We start from the raw sequence: 17300 nt of genomic DNA, 5'->3' as shown, positions 1-17300 counted from the left end.
CCCTCAAACAAGAGCGCCGACCGCAAGGATACGGTCGGCGCAATGAACAGTTGCGGGTGCAGGTCCGGCCGGTGTCGGATGACCTGAACGAGAGTGCGGTTCTGCTCAGCCTTCCGATACCGGTTCGGCTTCCGGTTCCACTGGCGTGGCGGGCTCGGTTGCCTCGGCGGCCTCAGCGGCCTCAGCGGCCTCAGCGGAGTTGGTGTCGGTCGCTTCCGCCTCGGTCTCGGTCGCCTCTGCCTCGGCTTCGGTCGCTCCTGCCTCTGCGGCATCCGCTGGTGCGTCGGTGGCCTCGGCGCTCGCATCGACGGCAGGTACGGCTGCAACGGGCGCTGCCGGCGCGGGAGCTGCCATGGCAAGCTGGTCGTTCGCCGCCGGGTGCAGGCCCTGCAGGTAGCTTGCCAGTGCGCCGATCTCCTGATCGGTCAGTGGCTTGGTGATGGTCGCCATCATGTCAAACAGGTGTGAGTCTTCGCGATCACTGACCCCGGCGCGGTACATCTCCAGTCGCTGTTGGGTATAGGCCGCCTGCTGACCTGCCACATGCGGGTAGGCTGGGCCGGGGTTGCCGGCGCCGTCCGGACCGTGACATGCCATGCATGCCGGGATGCCGCGTTCGGCGTCGCCGGCCAGGAACAATTGCTCACCCACCTCGTAGAACTTCAGGCCCTCGTACGGCCCCGAGGTGACCAGGCTGTCATCGGCAACGCCGGCACCGGACTCCTGGGTGGCGAAGTACGCGCCCACGTCGCGCGCGTCCTGGGCGCTGAGCATGTCGGCGAATGGCTTCATCACCGCAGCCATGCCGCCACTGCGCTCACCGCTTTTGAACAACGCCATTTGATTGGCGATGTAACGCTCGCTCTGGCCGGCCAGGCGCGGGTACATCTCGATCACCGGGTTGCCGTCCAGGCCGTGGCACGCCGCGCAGGTGCCGGCCAGGGTCTGGCCATTCTGCGCATCACCCCAGGTGGCGGTTTCCGGTGCCGCGGGAGTCAGCGGCGCCGTCTCCACCGGTGCGACGTCGGGGATTGGGGTGACCGTGGTCTGGGCGTAGGCAACTGCGGCAACCGCCGCGAGGACGGTAATACCAACGATGCCAAGGACGCGGGCGTGGCTCATGGGGCTGGGCTCCGGAAAACGCTGAAGTGACGATCGTGAACGGTCGTCTAACCGCAGAATTATCGTCGGCACGCGCGGCGGGGTCAACGCGAGGTCAACGCGGGCACGGCGCGATGACGTTTCGGGCCGGGCCACGGTCACGCCAGGGGAGGGACCCGGTCGGTATTGCCGGCGCACTGGAGGCTTCCGGCGTGCGATCCTATGCCCATGTCAAAACATCTTGTCCGTGCCCAGTACCTGCTGGCTGCCCATACTCCCCAGCAGCTGCCGCCCGACGGTGGCTTCGAGGTGGCGTTTGCCGGCCGCTCCAACGCGGGCAAGTCCAGCGCGCTCAATGCGATCTGCCAGCAGAACGCCCTGGCACGGGTCTCCAAGACCCCGGGCCGGACCCAGCAGCTGGTGTTTTTTGCCCTGCCGCCGTCAACCGACCGCTTCCTGGTCGATCTGCCCGGTTACGGCTACGCCAAGGTGCCCAAGGACCTGCAAGCACACTGGCAGGCCTTCCTGGACCGGTACTTCCGTACCCGCGAAGCCCTCAAAGGTCTGGTCGTGGTGATGGATATCCGCCATCCGCTGAAGGAATATGACAAGCAGATGCTCGGTTATGCGGTCAGTCGCGGCCTGCCGGCCCATGTGATCCTGACCAAAGCCGACAAGTTGAGCCGTGGTGCCCAGGGCACGGCCTTGCTGGAGGTGCGCAAGGCATTGCAGGCCGAACACGGTGATGCGGTCAGCGTGCAGCTGTTTTCCGGCGAGTCCAAATTGGGCGTCGATGAGGCGCGTCGGGTAATCGGCGGCTGGCTGCAGTTGTAGGAGTACTTCACCCGGCTGGGCTCACTGGCGCGATGCAGTGTTGCGTTGCGTGGAGTCATCGATGCTGGCGGCGATCTACACTGCGGGTCTTGCGTGTGCGGCTGTCATGCCGCATGTCCAGTTCCAATGATCCAGCCCAACGAGGTGCGCGTGTCCGGTCCCAGTCACGTCGAGGAAGTTTCGATCCAATCACGCGATCAACTGGTCGAGTACCTCAGCTCGGGAACTCGCACGCGCGATGATTGGAAGATCGGCACCGAGCACGAGAAGTTCGGTTTCCGGTTTGATGACCTGCGTCCGCCGACCTTTGATGGCGAGGGCGGGATCGAGGCGCTGCTCAAGGGCCTGGTCCAGTTTGGCTGGGCCCCGGTGGAAGAGCACGGCCGGGTGATTGCATTGACCCGCGACGGTGCGTCGGTGTCGCTGGAGCCGGCCGGCCAGCTGGAACTGTCTGGCGCCCCGCTCGATACCCTGCACGACACCTGTCGCGAGGCGGCCTCGCACCTGCGCGAGGTGCGCGCGGTGGCCGAGCCGATGGGCCTGGGTTTCCTGGGCATGGGCTTCCAGCCCAAGTGGCGGCGCGACGAGATGCCGTGGATGCCCAAGGGGCGCTACAAGATCATGCGCGAATACATGCCCAAGGTCGGCAGCCTCGGCCTGGACATGATGACTCGCACCTGCACCGTGCAAGTCAACCTGGATGTCGCCTCGGAAGCCGACATGGTGAAGAAGTTCCGGGTTTCGCTGGCGCTGCAGTCGATCGCGACGGCGCTGTTCGCCGACTCGCCGTTCACCGAGGGCAAACCCAACGGCTTCCTGTCGTACCGCTCGCATATCTGGACCGATACCGATAACGATCGCTCCGGGCTGCTGGACTTCGTGTTCGAGGACGGCTTCGGCTACGAGCGTTACGTCGATTACCTGCTCGACGTGCCGATGTACTTCATCTACCGCGACGGCGAATACATTGATGCGTCGGGGCAGTCATTCCGCGACTACCTCGCCGGCAAGCTGCCGGCGCTTCCGGGTCAGTTGCCGACCCTGCAGGACTGGGCCGACCACACGACCACGGCGTTCCCCGAAGTGCGGCTGAAAAAGTACCTGGAGATGCGCGGTGCGGACGCCGGGCCGTGGAACCGGATCTGCGCGTTGCCGGCATTCTGGACCGGCCTGTTGTATGACGACACCGCGCTGGATGCGGCCTGGGACCTGGTCAAGGATTTCAGTCTTGAGGAGATCCACGCCCTGCGCAACGGCGTGCCGAGGCAGGCATTCAAGATGCCTTTCCGTGGCGGCACCGTGCTCGACCTGGCCCGCCGTACGGTGGAGATCTCCGCCCACGGGCTGGCGCGCCGTGCCCGGCTCAATGACAACGGCAGTGACGAGTCGATCTTCCTCAGTCCGTTGATGGAGCTGGTCGAGGCGGGCGAAACCCCGGCAGAGCGGAAGCTGGCGCTGTTCCATGGTGTCTGGGATGGCAACGTCGACCCGGTGTTTCGCGAGTTCGCCTACTGACCTGCACCGGAGCAGTTCCCTCGTGGGCGCGGCGTCACCGGGAGTCGGCGGCTGTTGCGTTAGCCTTGGGGGATGCAGATCCCAACCGATACGACCGACGACTCCCTGCGCAGCGTCGAGTTCGCACCCACCGACCAGTTTTTGCGCGAGGACGTCAAGCAACTCGGCGCGTTGGTGGGGGAGATCCTTGCCGAGCAACGTGGCCCGGACTTCCTGGCCCGGGTCGAGAGCCTGCGCCGCGCGGCGATTACCCGCCGCGAGAACGACGAGCCGGTAGCCGGATTGGCCGATGCCCTGGCGGGCACGCCGATTGAGCAGGCCAGTGACCTGGTGCGCGCGTTCTCGACCTATTTCCAGGCCATCAACCTGGCCGAGCGGGTCCATCGCATTCGCCGCCGCCGCGAGCATGAGCGTGCCGAACACGGTGCCCAGCCCGCCAGCCTGGACGATGTCATCCGTCGGCTCGCCGCGCAGGGGGTGGGTGCGGACGAACTGGGCACGGTGTTGTCGCGGCTGCGGATCGAGCCGGTATTCACCGCTCATCCGACCGAGGCGGTGCGCCGGGTACAGCTGAAGAAGGAACGCGAGGTCGTGACCTGCCTGGTCAACGACATCGACCGTGGTCGTACGCCCGCCGAGCGGAGTGCCGATCGCGAGCGCATGCGCATGGCGCTGACCGCAAGCTGGCAGACCGTGGAGGCGCCGGCCGCCAAGCCGAGTGTCGCCGATGAGTTCGAGCACGTCGGCTTCTACCTGACCGAAGTATTGTACCGGGTCCTGCCCGTTTTCCACGAGGCTTTCCAGGCGGCATTGACCGAGCACTACGGGGACACGGTGGCGTTGCCCGACGTGCTCGGGTTTGGCAGCTGGGTCGGCGGCGACATGGACGGCAACCCAAACGTCGGTGCCGACACCATCGCCGCGACCCTGGCCCGGCAGCGGGCGCTGGTGCTGGCCGCGTATCGACGCGATATCCACAAGCTCGAGGACCTGCTGAGCCAGTCACTGAGCCGGGTGGCGGTCAGTGAGGCGGTGCTGGACAGGGTCGGCCAGTACCGCGAGCTGTTGCCGGCGGGCGTCGAACAACTGCATCCGCGCCATGCCGACATGCCGTATCGCAACCTGCTGACGTTGATGGCCGAGCGATTGCGGATGACCACCGATGACGAGCCGTCCGCTTATCCGGATGCGGCGAGCTTCGTGGCCGATATCGAGCTGATCCACCAAAGCCTGCTGGCCCACCGTGGTGAGCACGCCGGTGATTTCGCGGTGGTGCGCCTGCTGCGCCGCGCGCGCTGCTTCGGCTTCCACTTGGCCAGTCTGGATTTGCGCCAGGACTCGGCGATGCACGACGTCGCCCTGGCCGGCTTGCTGGGTGACCCGCAATGGGAACAACGTGAGCCCGCCGAGCGCGCGCGCAAGCTGCACGCGATGATGGATGGCAGCCTGGTGCCAAGCGATGCCTATGCTGACGTGGCGCGTAGCACCCTGGACGTATTCCGCACCGTGGCCCGGCTCCGCCCGCGCTACGGCCAACGGGTGTTTGGTCCGTACATCGTCAGCATGAGCCGCAGCGCGGCCGATGCGTTGGCGGTGCTGGCGCTGGCACGTCTGGGCGGCTGCGTGGAAGCGGATGACGCGCAAGCCGTTGACGGCCAGGCCGGCACGACCATCGCACATGGCGCGGTACCGCTGGACGTCGCTCCCCTGTTCGAGACCATCGCCGATCTGGACGCCGCCGCCGACACCATGCGCGCGCTGTTTGCCGACCCGGTCTATCGCGCCCACCTCGCGGCGCGGGGCAACCGCCAAGTGGTGATGCTCGGATACTCCGACAGCGCCAAGGATGGCGGTATCGTCGCCTCGCGCTGGAGCTTGCAACAGACCCAGATTGCACTGACCGCGCTGGCCAACGAGAGCGGCCTGCGAATCGCGTTCTTCCACGGGCGTGGCGGTTCCATCAGTCGCGGCGGGGGCAAGACCGAACGTGCGGTGATCGCTGCCCCGCGCGGATCGGTCGACGGCACCCTGCGACTGACCGAGCAGGGCGAGGTGATCCACCGCAAGTACGGCATTCGCGCGCTGGCACTGCGCAACCTGGAACAGACCACCGGCGCGGTGTTGCGTGCGAGCCTGCGGCCGCGACCTGATGATCCTCGCGAGGCCCAATGGCGCCGCGTTGCCAGCCAGATGGCCGCGGACGCCAGTGCGCATTACCGCGCGCTGATCCACGAACATCCCGATTTCACCGCCTACTTCCGCGCCGCCACCCCGATCGACGTGATCGAACGGCTGCGCATCGGTTCGCGTCCGAGCAAGCGTACCGGCGCCGGCGGAGTGGAGTCGCTGCGTGCGATCCCGTGGGTGTTCTCGTGGGCCCAGAACCGCTCGGGCCTGACCGCGTGGTACGGCGTGGGCACTGCGATGGAGCGTGCATTGGCAAGCCACGGGCAGGAAATGCTGGCCGAGATGGCCCGGGACTGGCCGTTCTTTGCCGCACTGGTGGACGACATCGAAATGGTCCTGGGCTCCTCCGACCTGGGGATCTTCGAGCGCTACTCGCAGTTGGCCGCCGATGTGCCAGCCTCGACCGGGAAGGGCGATTTGCACGCCCTGATGCACCCGGGAATCGTCGCCGAGTTCACCCGCACCCGCGATGCCGTGCTGGCGATCAAGGGCGAGGACGAGCTGTTGGCCCGGGACCTGCGCCTGCGCCAGTCGATCCGCCTGCGCAATCCCTATGTCGATCCCATCAGCCTGTTGCAGGTCGACCTGCTGGCACGCTGGCGGGTCGGCGAGCGCAACGACGATGCGCTGCTGCAAGTATTGATGGCGACCGTCAACGGCATCGCCGCGGGAATCCAGAATACGGGTTGAGGCCCGCACCGCCTATCATTGGGGCCAACCCCGCACTGGAGCCCGATCATGAAATCCCGCGCCGCCGTCGCTTTCGAAGCCGGCAAGCCCCTGCAGATTGTCGAAATCGACGTCGAGCCGCCGCGCGCCGGCGAGGTGTTGGTGAAGATCTCCCACACCGCTTTGTGCCACACCGATGCGTTCACGCTGTCGGGTGATGACCCGGAAGGCGTGTTCCCGGCGGTGCTCGGTCACGAGGGTGGTGGCGTGGTGGTCGAGGTCGGCGAGGGCGTCACCAGTGTCAAGCCGGGCGACCACGTGATTCCGCTGTACACGGCCGAATGCGGCGTGTGCAAATTCTGCACCTCGGGCAAGACCAACCTGTGCTCATCGGTGCGGGCCACCCAGGGCAAGGGACTGATGCCGGACGGCACCACGCGGTTTTCCTACAACGGTGAGCCGATCCATCACTACATGGGCTGCAGCACGTTCAGCGAGTACACGGTCGTGGCCGAGGTGTCGCTGGCCAAGGTCAATCCCGACGCGCCGCTGGAGAAGGTCTGCCTGCTCGGCTGCGGGGTGACCACCGGCATCGGTGCTGTCCACAACACGGCGAAGGTGAAACCGGGCGACACGATTGCCGTGTTCGGCTTGGGGGCGATTGGGCTGGCAGTGATCCAGGGCGCGGTGCAGGCGAAGGCCGGCCGGATCATTGCGATCGACACCAACCCGGACAAGTTCGAACTGGCCAAGTCGATGGGCGCGACGGACTGCGTCAACCCGAAGGATCACGACAAATCGATCCAGGACGTGATCGTCGAGATGACCGACGGCGGCGTGGAGTTCAGCTTCGAGTGCATCGGCAACGTCAACGTCATGCGAGCCGCGTTGGAGTGCTGCCACAAGGGCTGGGGCGAGTCGGTGGTCATCGGTGTCGCCGGCGCGGGCCAGGAAATCAGCACCCGGCCATTCCAACTGGTCACCGGTCGGGTCTGGCGTGGTTCCGCGTTCGGCGGCGTCAAGGGACGCTCCGAGTTGCCGGGCATGGTCGAGCAGGTGATGCGCGGTGAGATCGACCTCGATCCGTTCATTACCCACCAGTTGCCGCTGGAACGCATCAACGAGGCCTTCGACCTGCTGCATGAAGGCAAGTCGATCCGCACGGTGATCCACTACTGAGCCCGCAGCAACACCCTTCAGTAGCGACGCAATCAGGGAGCGCACATGCAACGTATCGAACAACACGCTTGCTTCGGCGGCAGTCAGGAAGTCTGGCAACACGCCTCCAGCACGCTGGGCTGCGACATGAAATTCGCGGTCTACCTGCCGCCACAGGCAAGGCAGGGCCCGTGCCCGGTGCTGTACTGGCTGTCGGGGCTGACCTGCAATGAGCAGAACTTCATCACCAAGGCCGGTGCCCAGGAGTACGCCGCGCAGCATGGCGTGATCCTGGTCGCCCCCGACACCAGTCCGCGTGGCGAGGGTGTCGCCGACGACGAGGCCTACGACCTCGGCCAGGGGGCAGGCTTCTACCTCAACGCCACCCGCGAGCCGTGGGCGGCGCAGTACCGGATGTATGACTACCTGGTGCAGGAACTGCCGGCGCTGGTGGATGCGCATTTCCCGACCACCACCGCGCGGGCGATCAGTGGCCACTCGATGGGTGGCCACGGCGCATTGGTGATCGCGTTGCGCAATCCCGGCATGTACCGCAGCGTATCGGCGTTCGCGCCCATCGGTGCACCCAGCCAGGTGCCGTGGGGCGAGAAGGCCTTTACCCGTTACCTCGGTGACGACCGTGAACAATGGAAGCAGTGGGACGCCAGTGCGCTGATTGCCGGTGTCGACGAGCGTTTGCCGTTGTTGATCGACCAGGGCGACGCCGACGATTTCCTCCAGGCCCAGCTCAAGCCCGAACTGCTGCGTGCCGCCTGTGAGGCCGCCGGCCATCCGTTGACACTGCGTCTGCAGCCCGGTTATGACCACAGCTACTACTTCATCGCCAGCTTCATCGGCGAGCACATCGCCTACCACGCGAAGGCGCTGAAGGGCTAAGTCGCCGGGGTTCAGAGCAGCGGTTGCGCCGGGTTCGCCAGAAGGAAATCGGTAAACGCGAACCGGCCGTCACGCAACACGGTGTCCCCTTGCTCCAGGCGCAGTTCCCTGGCGAACATCGGGCCATCGTGAACCAGGGTGTGGAACTCGCCGTTCTCGCCGCAGGGGTCGCAGTGGTCGGGTAGCTCGGCCAGCAATGACGCGTCGCACGATCGACCGCTGAAGCCGGCATCGAGTTGTTGGGTATCCACGCAACAAAGACGGGTGCGTAGGCCGCCGGCGATCATCTCCCGGGCCAGGGAAGCGGTATCGGCGCCGAACAGTGGGGTCTCGATCCGCCAGCCATGGCGATCGCACAATGCCTCGCGCCAGGCGCGTACATCGGCCAGCAACAGGTCGCCGAAGGCGATGGTGTCGATGCCGGGCCAGCGTTCGCGCGCGGCCGTCAGGGTCGCGGCGAAGGCCGCCTCGTAGGTGTCATTGTCGCCGCCGTGGGGGATCACCGACTCCAGCAACGGCAACCCCACGGCGGCGACCTGCGCGTAAAGCACGTCTCGCCGGATGCCATGCATGGCGACACGGTCGAAGTCGCCGTTGAGTGTGGTCAGCAGGCCAACGACCTGGACATCGCCGCGCTGGCGCAGATGGTGCAGCGCCCAGGCCGCGTCCTTGCCGCCACTCCAGGCGAGCAGGAGGTTCTTTTTCATGCGGTCGGTAGCGGCGTGGCGCGCAGGCTCAAGCGGCGGTCACGTCACGCAGTTCCCAGGCGCTGCCGGCCAGCAGGCGCAGGCGTTGTTTGAGCACGTTGCCGGGGATGGACGTGGTGACCACCAGGTCGATGTGCAAGTCATCCTGGGCACCTTCCACGGTCGCGCTGGCGTCGGTCGCGGCAAGGGAGCGGTCGACCTCGTCGGGCTCGTCCTGCTTGCGGCGCCAACGCTCGAACAGGGCATTGCTGCGCAGTGCGTCCTGCAGCTCCGCGGCGAAGCCGGGGCCGCTGTGTGCGGTGAACGACAGGTCGGGATCGGCACCGCGGGCACGGGCCCCGTCGGGCAAGGTGATGTAGTAGCGAGTGGCCATGCAGCCTCCTTCAGCGGTGGATGACAGCCTAGTCGCGACGGCATTGGGTCTTCGTGAAATCACGCCGTCGGTTCAATCCAGGTGCACGTGCGCCCCGTGGCCCTTGGGGCAATGGCAGACCGCGGTCGGGCCGAATTCGGTGCCGAAGGTCTGGCCGTCGCGGTGACGTTGCCAGTAGAAATTCGGCTCCGGGGTCTGGTCGTTGCCGATCTCGGTCATGTCGGCGTCGACATCGAACAGGCGCCCATCGACCATCACGTAGCGGGTGTCGATGGTGGCGCGGATGTCCTCCAGCGGGTTGCTGTTGAGCACCACCAGGTCGGCCTGCTTGCCGACTTCCAGCGAGCCGATGTCGCTGTCCAGCCCGAGGTAGTCGGCACCATCGATGGTGGCCGCGCGCAAGGCCTCGAAATTGCTGAAGCCGCCGTGGGTCAGCAGCCAGATCTCCCAGTTGGCGCTCAGGCCCTGCAACTGGCCGTGGCCGCCGATCTGGATACGGACGCCGGCATCGCGCAGGACCTTGGCGGCCTTGGCCACATCGACGTGGTGATAATCCCAGTCCGGCGCGGTCTCGCGGCGGATGCTGCGCGCATCCAGCGTCTCGCGCGGGAAGAAGCGGTTGAGCTTGTCGTTCTCCCAGACATTGTCGCGCGCGTACCACCAGTACTCGCCCGACAGGCCGCCGTAGCTGACCACCAGGGTCGGGGTGTTGCGCACGTCGGTCTGCGACCACAGCTCGATCACGTCCTTGTACAGCGGCGCGACCGGGATGTTGTGCTCGATGCCGGTGACGCCGTCGAGGATCATCGTCATGTTGTGGTGGAAGGTCGAACCGCCTTCCTCGACCACCAGCATGCCCAACTCCCTTGCGGCGGTGTTGATCTGCTGGCGCTGCTCGCGGCGCGGCTGGTTGTAGCTCTTGACCGAGAACGCGCCGTTGGCCTTCATCCGGCGCAGGTGGCTTCGGGCGTCATCGAGCGAGTTCACCTCCGCCTTGAAGTCGCCATCGGCGCCGTACAGGATCGTGCCGGTCGAGAAGATCCGCGGGCCGACCATCTTGCCGGCCTTCTGCAACTCGGCCTCGGAGAACACGAACTCGGTGGTTGCCGACGGGTCGTGCATCGAGGTGATGCCGAACGCGAGGTTGGTGTAGTACGCCCAGTTTTCCTGCGGCACGACCCCTTGGCCGAAGTGCGCGGCGTGGGCGTGGACGTCGATGTAGCCGGGCAGGATGGTCTTGCCGGTCGCATCGATGACGTTGGCGCCGGCCGGCACCTGCACCGCATCGCTGGTGCCAACCGCGACGATCTCGTCACCACGCAGCACGATGGTGCCGTTCTCGATGACGTCCTCGGAATCCTCCGCGTCGCGCATGGTGATGATCCGAGCGTTGGTGAACGCGACCAGTTCGTCGGGCGCGTCGACCGGCACGGTCAGCCCGACTGCGATGCCGCCACCGTGGACCGGTGCGGGGATCTCCGCCGGCGCGCCGGGCAGGAATGCGACGCTCTCATCGAGCGTGCGCGAGTGGTACCTGTCGCCGACCATCCAATGCAACGATTCCGAGTCGGCTGCCCAGTGCAGGTAGCTGCCGACATCGGCGCTGATCGGCGTCACCGGGATCGCCTTGGAATCCTTGCCCAGTTCGATCGGCTTGCCGGTCGAGACCATCGGTGCAACATAGGCTTTGAACAACTCGGTAAACGCGACCCACTTGCCGTCCGGGCTGACCTGCACCGCGTCGACATACTTGAGGTTGAACACCTCGCGCGCGTCCTCGCCGTGCAGGCCGACCGACATCAACTTCTTCTCCAGACCGCCGCCGGTCAGGTACAGCACGCGGCTGCCGTCGGCGTTGAACTGCGGCGCGTTGCCCTTCTCGGCAACCCGCACCGGCTCGCCGCCGCCTGCAGGCATCACGTAAACGCCCCGATCAACCGACCACAGGCTGCCGGTCAGGCCGCTGCCGCCGGTCTTGGAGTAGACAATTCGTTTGCCGTCGGGCGAGAACCGCGGGTTGTAATAGAAACCCTTTTCGTCGGTCAGGCGGGTGCCCTTGCCGGAACCGTTGGCGTTGCGCACGTAGATCGCGCCCAAGGCCGCGTCCGACCAGGTCGTGTAGAGCAGCTTGCCGCCGTCGGAGCTGAAACTGGGCTCGTACTCGTAGAGGCCCTCGTTGCCGGTCAGGCGTTTGGGTTCACCGCCCGGCAGCGACTTGCGCCACAGCTTGCCGAGCGCGTGGAACACCAGCGTCTCGCCATCGGCCGAGGTGGCGACGTCGCGGATCATCTTCGGCGCGAAGCTACCTTCGTCGATGTCCTGATCGAAGCGCAGCGGCTCGGTCACAGTCTGTTCGACCTGCGCGGTGAACGGAATTTCGGTCGCCTCGCCGCCTGACATCGCGATCCGCCACAGCTTGCCCTGCGCCCACAGCACCACGGACTTGGAATCGGGCATCCAATCGAAGCCGGTGTACGGGCCGAAGATCGCCCAGGCTTCCTGCTGGTCATGGCTCAGCCCGTCCCACACCGGTCGCACCTCGCCGCTGGCCAGGTCGAGCACGTGCAGTACAGACTTGTCGCGCACGCGCTTGACGAACGCCAGCGACTTGCCGTCCGGCGACGGCTGCGGCCGCACCGCGCCACCGGGGGTCGCGAGCAGGGTGTCGGTCTTGCCGGTCTGGCGATCGAGCCGCTTGATTGCGTAGATCACCCCATGCGGGTCGCGGTTGTAGTTGAACGCGCCACCGTCACTGACATCCTCGGAGTAGTACACGTAGCGGCCGTCGGGTGACACCGCTGGCTCGCCGAGATCCTGCTGGTCGTTCTTGCGCTCGGTCAGCTGCAGGCCTTCCTTGCCGCCGCTGACGTGGTACATCCACAACTCGCCGGCACCGAGCGAACGCTCCGAGGTGAAGTGCTTGCGGCCGATGATGAAACGGCCGTCCGGGGTCCACGCCGGATTGTTGAGCAGACGGAAATCCTCTTCGGTCACCTGCACCGGGTCGCTGCCGTCGGTATCAATGCGCCACAGGTTGTTGCCGCCACCACGGTCGGAGGTGAAGGCGAACTCGGCACCGTCGGGCGAATAGCGTGGCTGCACGTCCCACGCCGGACCGCTGGTGATGCGCTGCGCGGTGCCGCCGCCGATCGGCAGGCGGTACAGGTCGCCGAGCAGCGAGAACACCAGTTCGTTGCCATCGGGCGCGACATCGACATCCATCCAGGTGCCTTCATCGGTGCTGAAGCGCACCGTCCTGGTCGGACCATGCGCGGCGGTGATGTCCCACTTCTCTGTCTTTTCGTCCTCGCCATCGCGCTGGGTCCTGCCCTTGGCGGCGTCGGGCGCGGCCTGCGCGGGGTCGGTGCCGACCGGGTCGAGCGCGTCCTGCTCCAGTTGCACCGGGTCCCCGGTGGCGTCGCTGGTGTCGCGATCCAGCGGCGGAGTCGGCGTCGGTTGCGGGGCGGGCTGCGGTGCCGGTTGCGGCGGCTTCGGCGGCGGGTCCTGCGCCAGCACAGGCAGGGCAAGGGACGCGGACAGCACGCTGGACAGCGCAAGGACAAGCAGGCGAGGGGTCATGGACAGGCACGCATGGCGGACGAATCGTGCAGCCTAGCCTGCATCCGACGCGCGGTCGTAGGCTGATAGTCCCGGATCAAGGCGCGGCCCTGTGACCGGCCACCCATTGCCGTTGCCTTGGGGCTCGACCTGGATTAATTGAAGCGGATGCCGCCCTCGGACGCGAAGCCCACCACCACCGCACCTTTGCCGACGTTGACCATGCCAGTCAGGCTCATCACGCTTTCGAACACTTCGATGTTGTTCGCGGTGCAGGCCGCGCGCAACTCGTCATAACCTGGAAGGTCGCGCATCTCCTCGAGTTCGCCGCCGTAGCTAAGGCACACCGTCGGCGTCATCAAGCCGGTCTGGATGCGCTTGATGGTGCCGGCGAACACCTTTTCCACCGCGGCCTCGAAGCCCTTGATCTTGGCCGCCGGGCCAGTCTCGCCACGGTTGCAATGCAGGACCGGCTTGATGTCGAGCGCGCTGCCGAGCGCGGCGCTGAGCAGGCCGACGCTGCGGTCGCCCTTCTTGCGGGCGCGGGCACGCAGGTAGTACAGGTCGCGCGGCACCAGGTAGCCGTGAGTGTGCAGGGCGAGGTTTTCCAACCGTGCACGGATCTTCGGCGCGCCCTCGCCGGCGTCACGCAGGCGGACGGCCTCCACCGCGGTGATGCCCTGCGCGGCGAACAGGTTCTGAGTGTCGATGACTCGCAGTGCAAACGGCGTGTTGTTGCCGGCGGCCGACCGCGTGGCCCGGTACTCGTTGAGGATCGCGAAGCTGGCCTGCTGGGCGTTGTCGAAGATCGGGCTGCGGCTCTTGGTGATGGTCATGCAGAACACGTAGTCGTAGTCGACCACCATCCGGCCCAGGAACAGCTCCTGGATCTGCTGCACCGTGAACGGCATGGTCTCGGCCTCGGCGCCGCCCTCGGCGACGTGCGCGTGCAGGAACTCCAACGTCGCCTCTTCGTTGCGATGGTCGGCGAGCACCGCCTCGCCTATGCGCACGGTGATCGGCAGCACCGTCACGTCGTGTTGCTGCAGGTACTCCAACGGCAAGTCGCATGCCGAGTCGACAACCAGTCCAATGCGCATGAATCCCCCTGGAGGAAATGACGACGTCGTCACAGAATGCTTGCAGCATAGCGCCGGTGGGGTGGCCGTGCGCGGTGCCGGTGACGAGGCAATCGTCTTGCCATGGTCCGACGGGCTGGGCTTGGTGGAACTTGACCTGCTGCTCCAGGATCGGCGCGGCACGGCATTCATATTCTCGCCGGCGCCTGACCTGGCACAGCGGCTGGACGCCTGACACGGACTTGTCCGTTTCTGGCCGTTGGCGGCCCACGCGTTTTACGAAATCCTAACGTCACATTCCCTTCGTAGCCTGTGCGGGCCCAGCGATGACGAGCTGATCCCCGCCCTCGATGGCTGGATCGGTGCGCCGCTGCAGCGGACCCCCACACAACCACGAGAACAGCATGTCGCATCGCAATCGAGCCACCCGTGTTTTCGCGCCGCAACCCAGGCCGCTGAGCCGGATCATCCACGGCCTGCTGATTGCCGGCATGGCATCGATGCCGCTGCAGGCCCTGGCCCAGAGCGAGTCGGACGCCGCGGCCGAGCCCACGGAACTCGACGCCGTCCAGGTGACCGGCAGCTACAGCCGCAGCCTCGAGCAGGCGGTGGATATCAAGCGCAGCAACATCGGCATCTCGGACTCCATCGTCGCCACCGACGTGGTCGACTTCCCCGAGCAGAACCTGGCCGAGGCGTTGCAGCGCATGCCCGGCGTGACCATCGAGCGCAACAAGGGCCTGGGCACCGCGGTCAACGTCCGCGGCCTGCCGTCCGACTACACCCACGTATCGATCAACGATCTTGCGACGGCCTCGGGCAGCGGCGGGCGCGACGTCGAGTTCGACATCTTCGCCTCGGAGATCATCCAGCAGGTCACGGTGCAGAAGTCGCCCATCGCCTCCGACGAGGAAGGCGGCATCGCCGGTTCGGTCAAGATCTCCACCGCGCGTCCGTTCGACTACAGCGAGCGCAAGCTGGCGTTCTCCGCGGAAGGCGCGCACAACTCCATCTCCGGCGAGACCGATCCCAAGTACTCGTTCCTGGCCAGCGACACCTGGGGCGACTGGGGCGCGCTGGTGTCGTTCTCCAAGGCCGAGCGCACCAACCGCACCGACTCCAACTCGGGCATCAACTTCCGCCCGATGTCGCGCTTCCTGGGTGCCGGCGGCGACCGCAGCGCGCAGGCGGCGGCGGTGCTCGAGCGCGACGCCGGGATCGTCGTCCAGGATCCAACCAACAGCGACGAAACCAACCTCATCATCTTCCAGGACAAGGTCGGCGACCGCATCTACGTCAACGAGCAGGACAAGTGGGGCGCCACCGCGGCGTTGCAGTACCGGCCCAGCAGCGACTTCAGCCTGACCTTCGACGCCATGGTCGGCGGCTACGACACCACCGAGGACGAGTACGACGCCGCAGCCTACTCGGCCTCCAGCCGCAGCACGCTGGACACCATCCACGAGTACGACGCCGCCACCCTGGACCAGTACGGCATGGTGGTACTGCGCGACGTGTCCTACACCGCCACCCAGCACGAGTTCCTGAGCAAGGAGCGCATCAACAAGAGCGATTTCGGTCAGTACAGCATGGCGCTGGATTGGAAGGGCGATAGCTGGACCGTCGATGGCCTGCTCGGCTACTCCGGCGCGGAAAAGACCCTGGACCACGCCAACCTCAAGCACGTGGCCTATGCGCCGTCGCGCACGCGCTGGACCGACACCGGCGGCGAGACGATCCCCAGCGGCGACCCGGCCACCATCGACATGTATGACGCGCCCGAGAGCTACCTGTTCGAGGCGTACGAGACCAGCCTGGAAAAGGTGAGCGACGACAAGTACGCCGCGCAGGTGAACTTCCGCAAGACGCTGGACCTGGCGTTCTTCCCGGCGCTGCACAACGTGCAGTTCGGTGCCCGTTACACCGACAAGTCGAAGGAGCGCAACCGCGGCGAACGCAACATCAAGGGGCCGGGCGAGGGCGATGAGTCATGGGCCGGCGAGCGCACCCTGGCCGACAGCGAGCTGGAGTGGGTGACCGACATCGTTCCGGGCGGGAAGTACGAGGCGCGTGACCTGGCCTGGAAGCAGGTGTCCAACGACTACGCGCGGGACACCTTCCGCTACCCCGGCTTCTCCACGCCGTTCGACGAAGGCGAGTACTACCGCGTCGACGAGGAAGCGACCGCCCTGTACGCGATGGCCGACTTCAACTTCGACCTCGGCCGGTTCCCGATATTCATCAACGCCGGTGCGCGCTACGTCGACACCTCGGTGGTGTCCTTTGGCTACCACCCTATCCAGAACCCCGACGGCACCCCGGGCTTCACCGAGGACCCGGTGTCGCAGAAGGGCGACTACTCGGACGTGCTGCCCAGCCTGAACATGACCGCCGAGCTGTCGGACGGCCTGCTGCTGCGCGCGGCCGCGTCGGAGGCGATGATGCGCCCGGCTCTGAGCGACCTGGCCTACAAGCGCACCGCAAGCTGGAGCTCGTTCCGCTTCACCGACGGCAACCCCAACCTGGCGCCGACCTCGGCCGAGCAGTGGGACGTCGGCCTGGAGAAGTACCTGGACAACGGTGGCCTGCTGGCGGCGTCGTACTTCCAGAAGAAGATCGACGGTGTGGTCATCAACGCGCTGACCGGGGTGGTCCCGGACGTGGCGGTGTACAACGCCAACGGCACGCTCGCCGGCTACTACGACTTCGACGTCTACCAGCCGGTGAACGCCAGTGGCTCCTACGATGTCGACGGCTTCGAGCTGATCGCGCAGTTGCCGTTGAGCATGCTGCACCACTCGCTGGAAGGTTTCGGCATCAACGCCAACTACACCTCGCTGGACAGCTCGCTCGCTGGCGAGTCGGCACTCGGCATCAAGACGCCGATGCCGGGCCTGGCTGAGGAGACCTACAACGTCACCCTGTACTACGACAACGCGCGCTTCGACGCGCGCGTGTCCTACAACTACAAGGACGAGTACGTCGAAAGCCTCGGCTACAACATGTATCCGATCTACCGCGATGCCTACGGCCAGACCGACATCTCGGTCGGCTACTGGGTCACCGACAACGTCAAGCTCAGCCTGAAGGGCATCAACATCACCGACGAGGAGACGACCGGCTACACCATGGACCCGTCGTTCCCGACGATGCACGAGTTGTCCGGCCGCCGCCTCAGCCTGGGCGTCCGGGTCGATTTCTGAGCCGGCAGTCACGCGTGGC

At 66.2% G+C, this 17300-nt stretch carries 11 protein-coding genes and 1 pseudogene; 7 read left to right on the top strand and 5 right to left on the bottom strand.

Going from position 1 to position 17300, the window contains the following annotated elements:
- Window positions 1–318 precede the first annotated feature (318 nt).
- Window positions 319–1122 (bottom strand): annotated as a pseudogene (locus ACW7G0_RS13070) (c-type cytochrome); the annotation flags it as partial.
- Window positions 1123–1329: 207 nt separating this feature from the next.
- On the opposite strand from ACW7G0_RS13070, the gene yihA reads away from it, so the two are divergent.
- The 5 genes from yihA to fghA all read left to right on the top strand — a co-directional run bounded on the left by yihA (window position 1330) and on the right by fghA (window position 8361).
- A complete protein-coding gene (gene yihA, locus ACW7G0_RS13065; RefSeq protein ID WP_456963113.1) occupies window positions 1330–1935 on the top strand; it encodes a ribosome biogenesis GTP-binding protein YihA/YsxC in 606 nt (201 codons plus the stop codon).
- Between the two features lie 150 nt (window positions 1936–2085).
- Window positions 2086–3450, top strand: a complete 1365-nt coding sequence (locus tag ACW7G0_RS13060; protein ID WP_456990335.1) for a glutamate--cysteine ligase — start codon at window positions 2086–2088, stop codon at window positions 3448–3450.
- A gap of 72 nt (window positions 3451–3522) precedes the next feature.
- Window positions 3523–6327 (top strand): phosphoenolpyruvate carboxylase, encoded by a 2805-nt coding sequence (gene ppc / locus ACW7G0_RS13055; RefSeq protein WP_456990251.1) that lies wholly within the window; start codon window positions 3523–3525, stop codon window positions 6325–6327.
- A 48-nt stretch (window positions 6328–6375) separates the two neighbouring features.
- Window positions 6376–7485 (top strand): S-(hydroxymethyl)glutathione dehydrogenase/class III alcohol dehydrogenase, encoded by a 1110-nt coding sequence (locus ACW7G0_RS13050; RefSeq protein WP_456990249.1) that lies wholly within the window; start codon window positions 6376–6378, stop codon window positions 7483–7485.
- 45 nt (window positions 7486–7530) lie between these two features.
- Complete coding sequence (gene fghA / locus ACW7G0_RS13045) at window positions 7531–8361, top strand: S-formylglutathione hydrolase (RefSeq protein ID WP_456990248.1); 831 nt, start codon at window positions 7531–7533, stop codon at window positions 8359–8361.
- A gap of 11 nt (window positions 8362–8372) precedes the next feature.
- Here fghA and ACW7G0_RS13040 read toward each other — a convergent pair whose 3' ends face one another.
- From ACW7G0_RS13040 to ACW7G0_RS13025, 4 genes are all read right to left on the bottom strand, one after another.
- Complete coding sequence (locus ACW7G0_RS13040; protein ID WP_456990246.1) at window positions 8373–9068, bottom strand: Dph6-related ATP pyrophosphatase; 696 nt, start codon at window positions 9066–9068, stop codon at window positions 8373–8375.
- A 28-nt stretch (window positions 9069–9096) separates the two neighbouring features.
- Window positions 9097–9441: a hypothetical protein gene (locus tag ACW7G0_RS13035; protein ID WP_456990244.1), complete on the bottom strand. Its 345-nt coding sequence runs from the start codon at window positions 9439–9441 to the stop codon at window positions 9097–9099.
- 72 nt (window positions 9442–9513) lie between these two features.
- A complete protein-coding gene (locus ACW7G0_RS13030) occupies window positions 9514–13020 on the bottom strand; it encodes an amidohydrolase family protein (protein WP_456990242.1) in 3507 nt (1168 codons plus the stop codon).
- Between the two features lie 134 nt (window positions 13021–13154).
- Window positions 13155–14099, bottom strand: a complete 945-nt coding sequence (locus ACW7G0_RS13025; protein ID WP_456990240.1) for a DegV family protein — start codon at window positions 14097–14099, stop codon at window positions 13155–13157.
- A gap of 40 nt (window positions 14100–14139) precedes the next feature.
- Here ACW7G0_RS13025 and ACW7G0_RS13020 point away from each other — a divergent pair, with 40 nt between their 5' ends.
- Both ACW7G0_RS13020 and ACW7G0_RS13015 read left to right on the top strand, forming a co-directional pair.
- On the top strand, window positions 14140–14313 hold the full coding sequence (locus ACW7G0_RS13020) for a hypothetical protein (RefSeq protein ID WP_456990238.1): 174 nt from the start codon (window positions 14140–14142) through the stop codon (window positions 14311–14313).
- Between the two features lie 169 nt (window positions 14314–14482).
- Window positions 14483–17281: a TonB-dependent receptor gene (locus ACW7G0_RS13015; protein WP_456990236.1), complete on the top strand. Its 2799-nt coding sequence runs from the start codon at window positions 14483–14485 to the stop codon at window positions 17279–17281.
- Window positions 17282–17300 lie beyond the last annotated feature (19 nt).

This window comes from Lysobacter sp. A286 (genome assembly GCF_054052105.1).
The sequence above is the reverse complement of the archived record's forward strand: the minus strand, read 5'-3'. Positions and strand labels throughout refer to the sequence as shown.

Bases quoted from the DNA above. Each gene is read 5' to 3' on its own strand.
- fghA (WP_456990248.1), top strand. From the start codon at position 7,531: ATGCAACGTATCGAACAACACGCTTGCTTCGGCGGCAGTCAGGAAGTC.
- ACW7G0_RS13030 (WP_456990242.1), bottom strand. From the start codon at position 13,020: ATGACCCCTCGCCTGCTTGTCCTTGCGCTGTCCAGCGTGCTGTCCGCG.
- yihA (WP_456963113.1), top strand. From the start codon at position 1,330: ATGTCAAAACATCTTGTCCGTGCCCAGTACCTGCTGGCTGCCCATACT.
- ppc (WP_456990251.1), top strand. From the start codon at position 3,523: ATGCAGATCCCAACCGATACGACCGACGACTCCCTGCGCAGCGTCGAG.
- ACW7G0_RS13025 (WP_456990240.1), bottom strand. From the start codon at position 14,099: ATGCGCATTGGACTGGTTGTCGACTCGGCATGCGACTTGCCGTTGGAG.
- ACW7G0_RS13035 (WP_456990244.1), bottom strand. From the start codon at position 9,441: ATGGCCACTCGCTACTACATCACCTTGCCCGACGGGGCCCGTGCCCGC.
- ACW7G0_RS13050 (WP_456990249.1), top strand. From the start codon at position 6,376: ATGAAATCCCGCGCCGCCGTCGCTTTCGAAGCCGGCAAGCCCCTGCAG.
- ACW7G0_RS13015 (WP_456990236.1), top strand. From the start codon at position 14,483: ATGTCGCATCGCAATCGAGCCACCCGTGTTTTCGCGCCGCAACCCAGG.
- ACW7G0_RS13040 (WP_456990246.1), bottom strand. From the start codon at position 9,068: ATGAAAAAGAACCTCCTGCTCGCCTGGAGTGGCGGCAAGGACGCGGCC.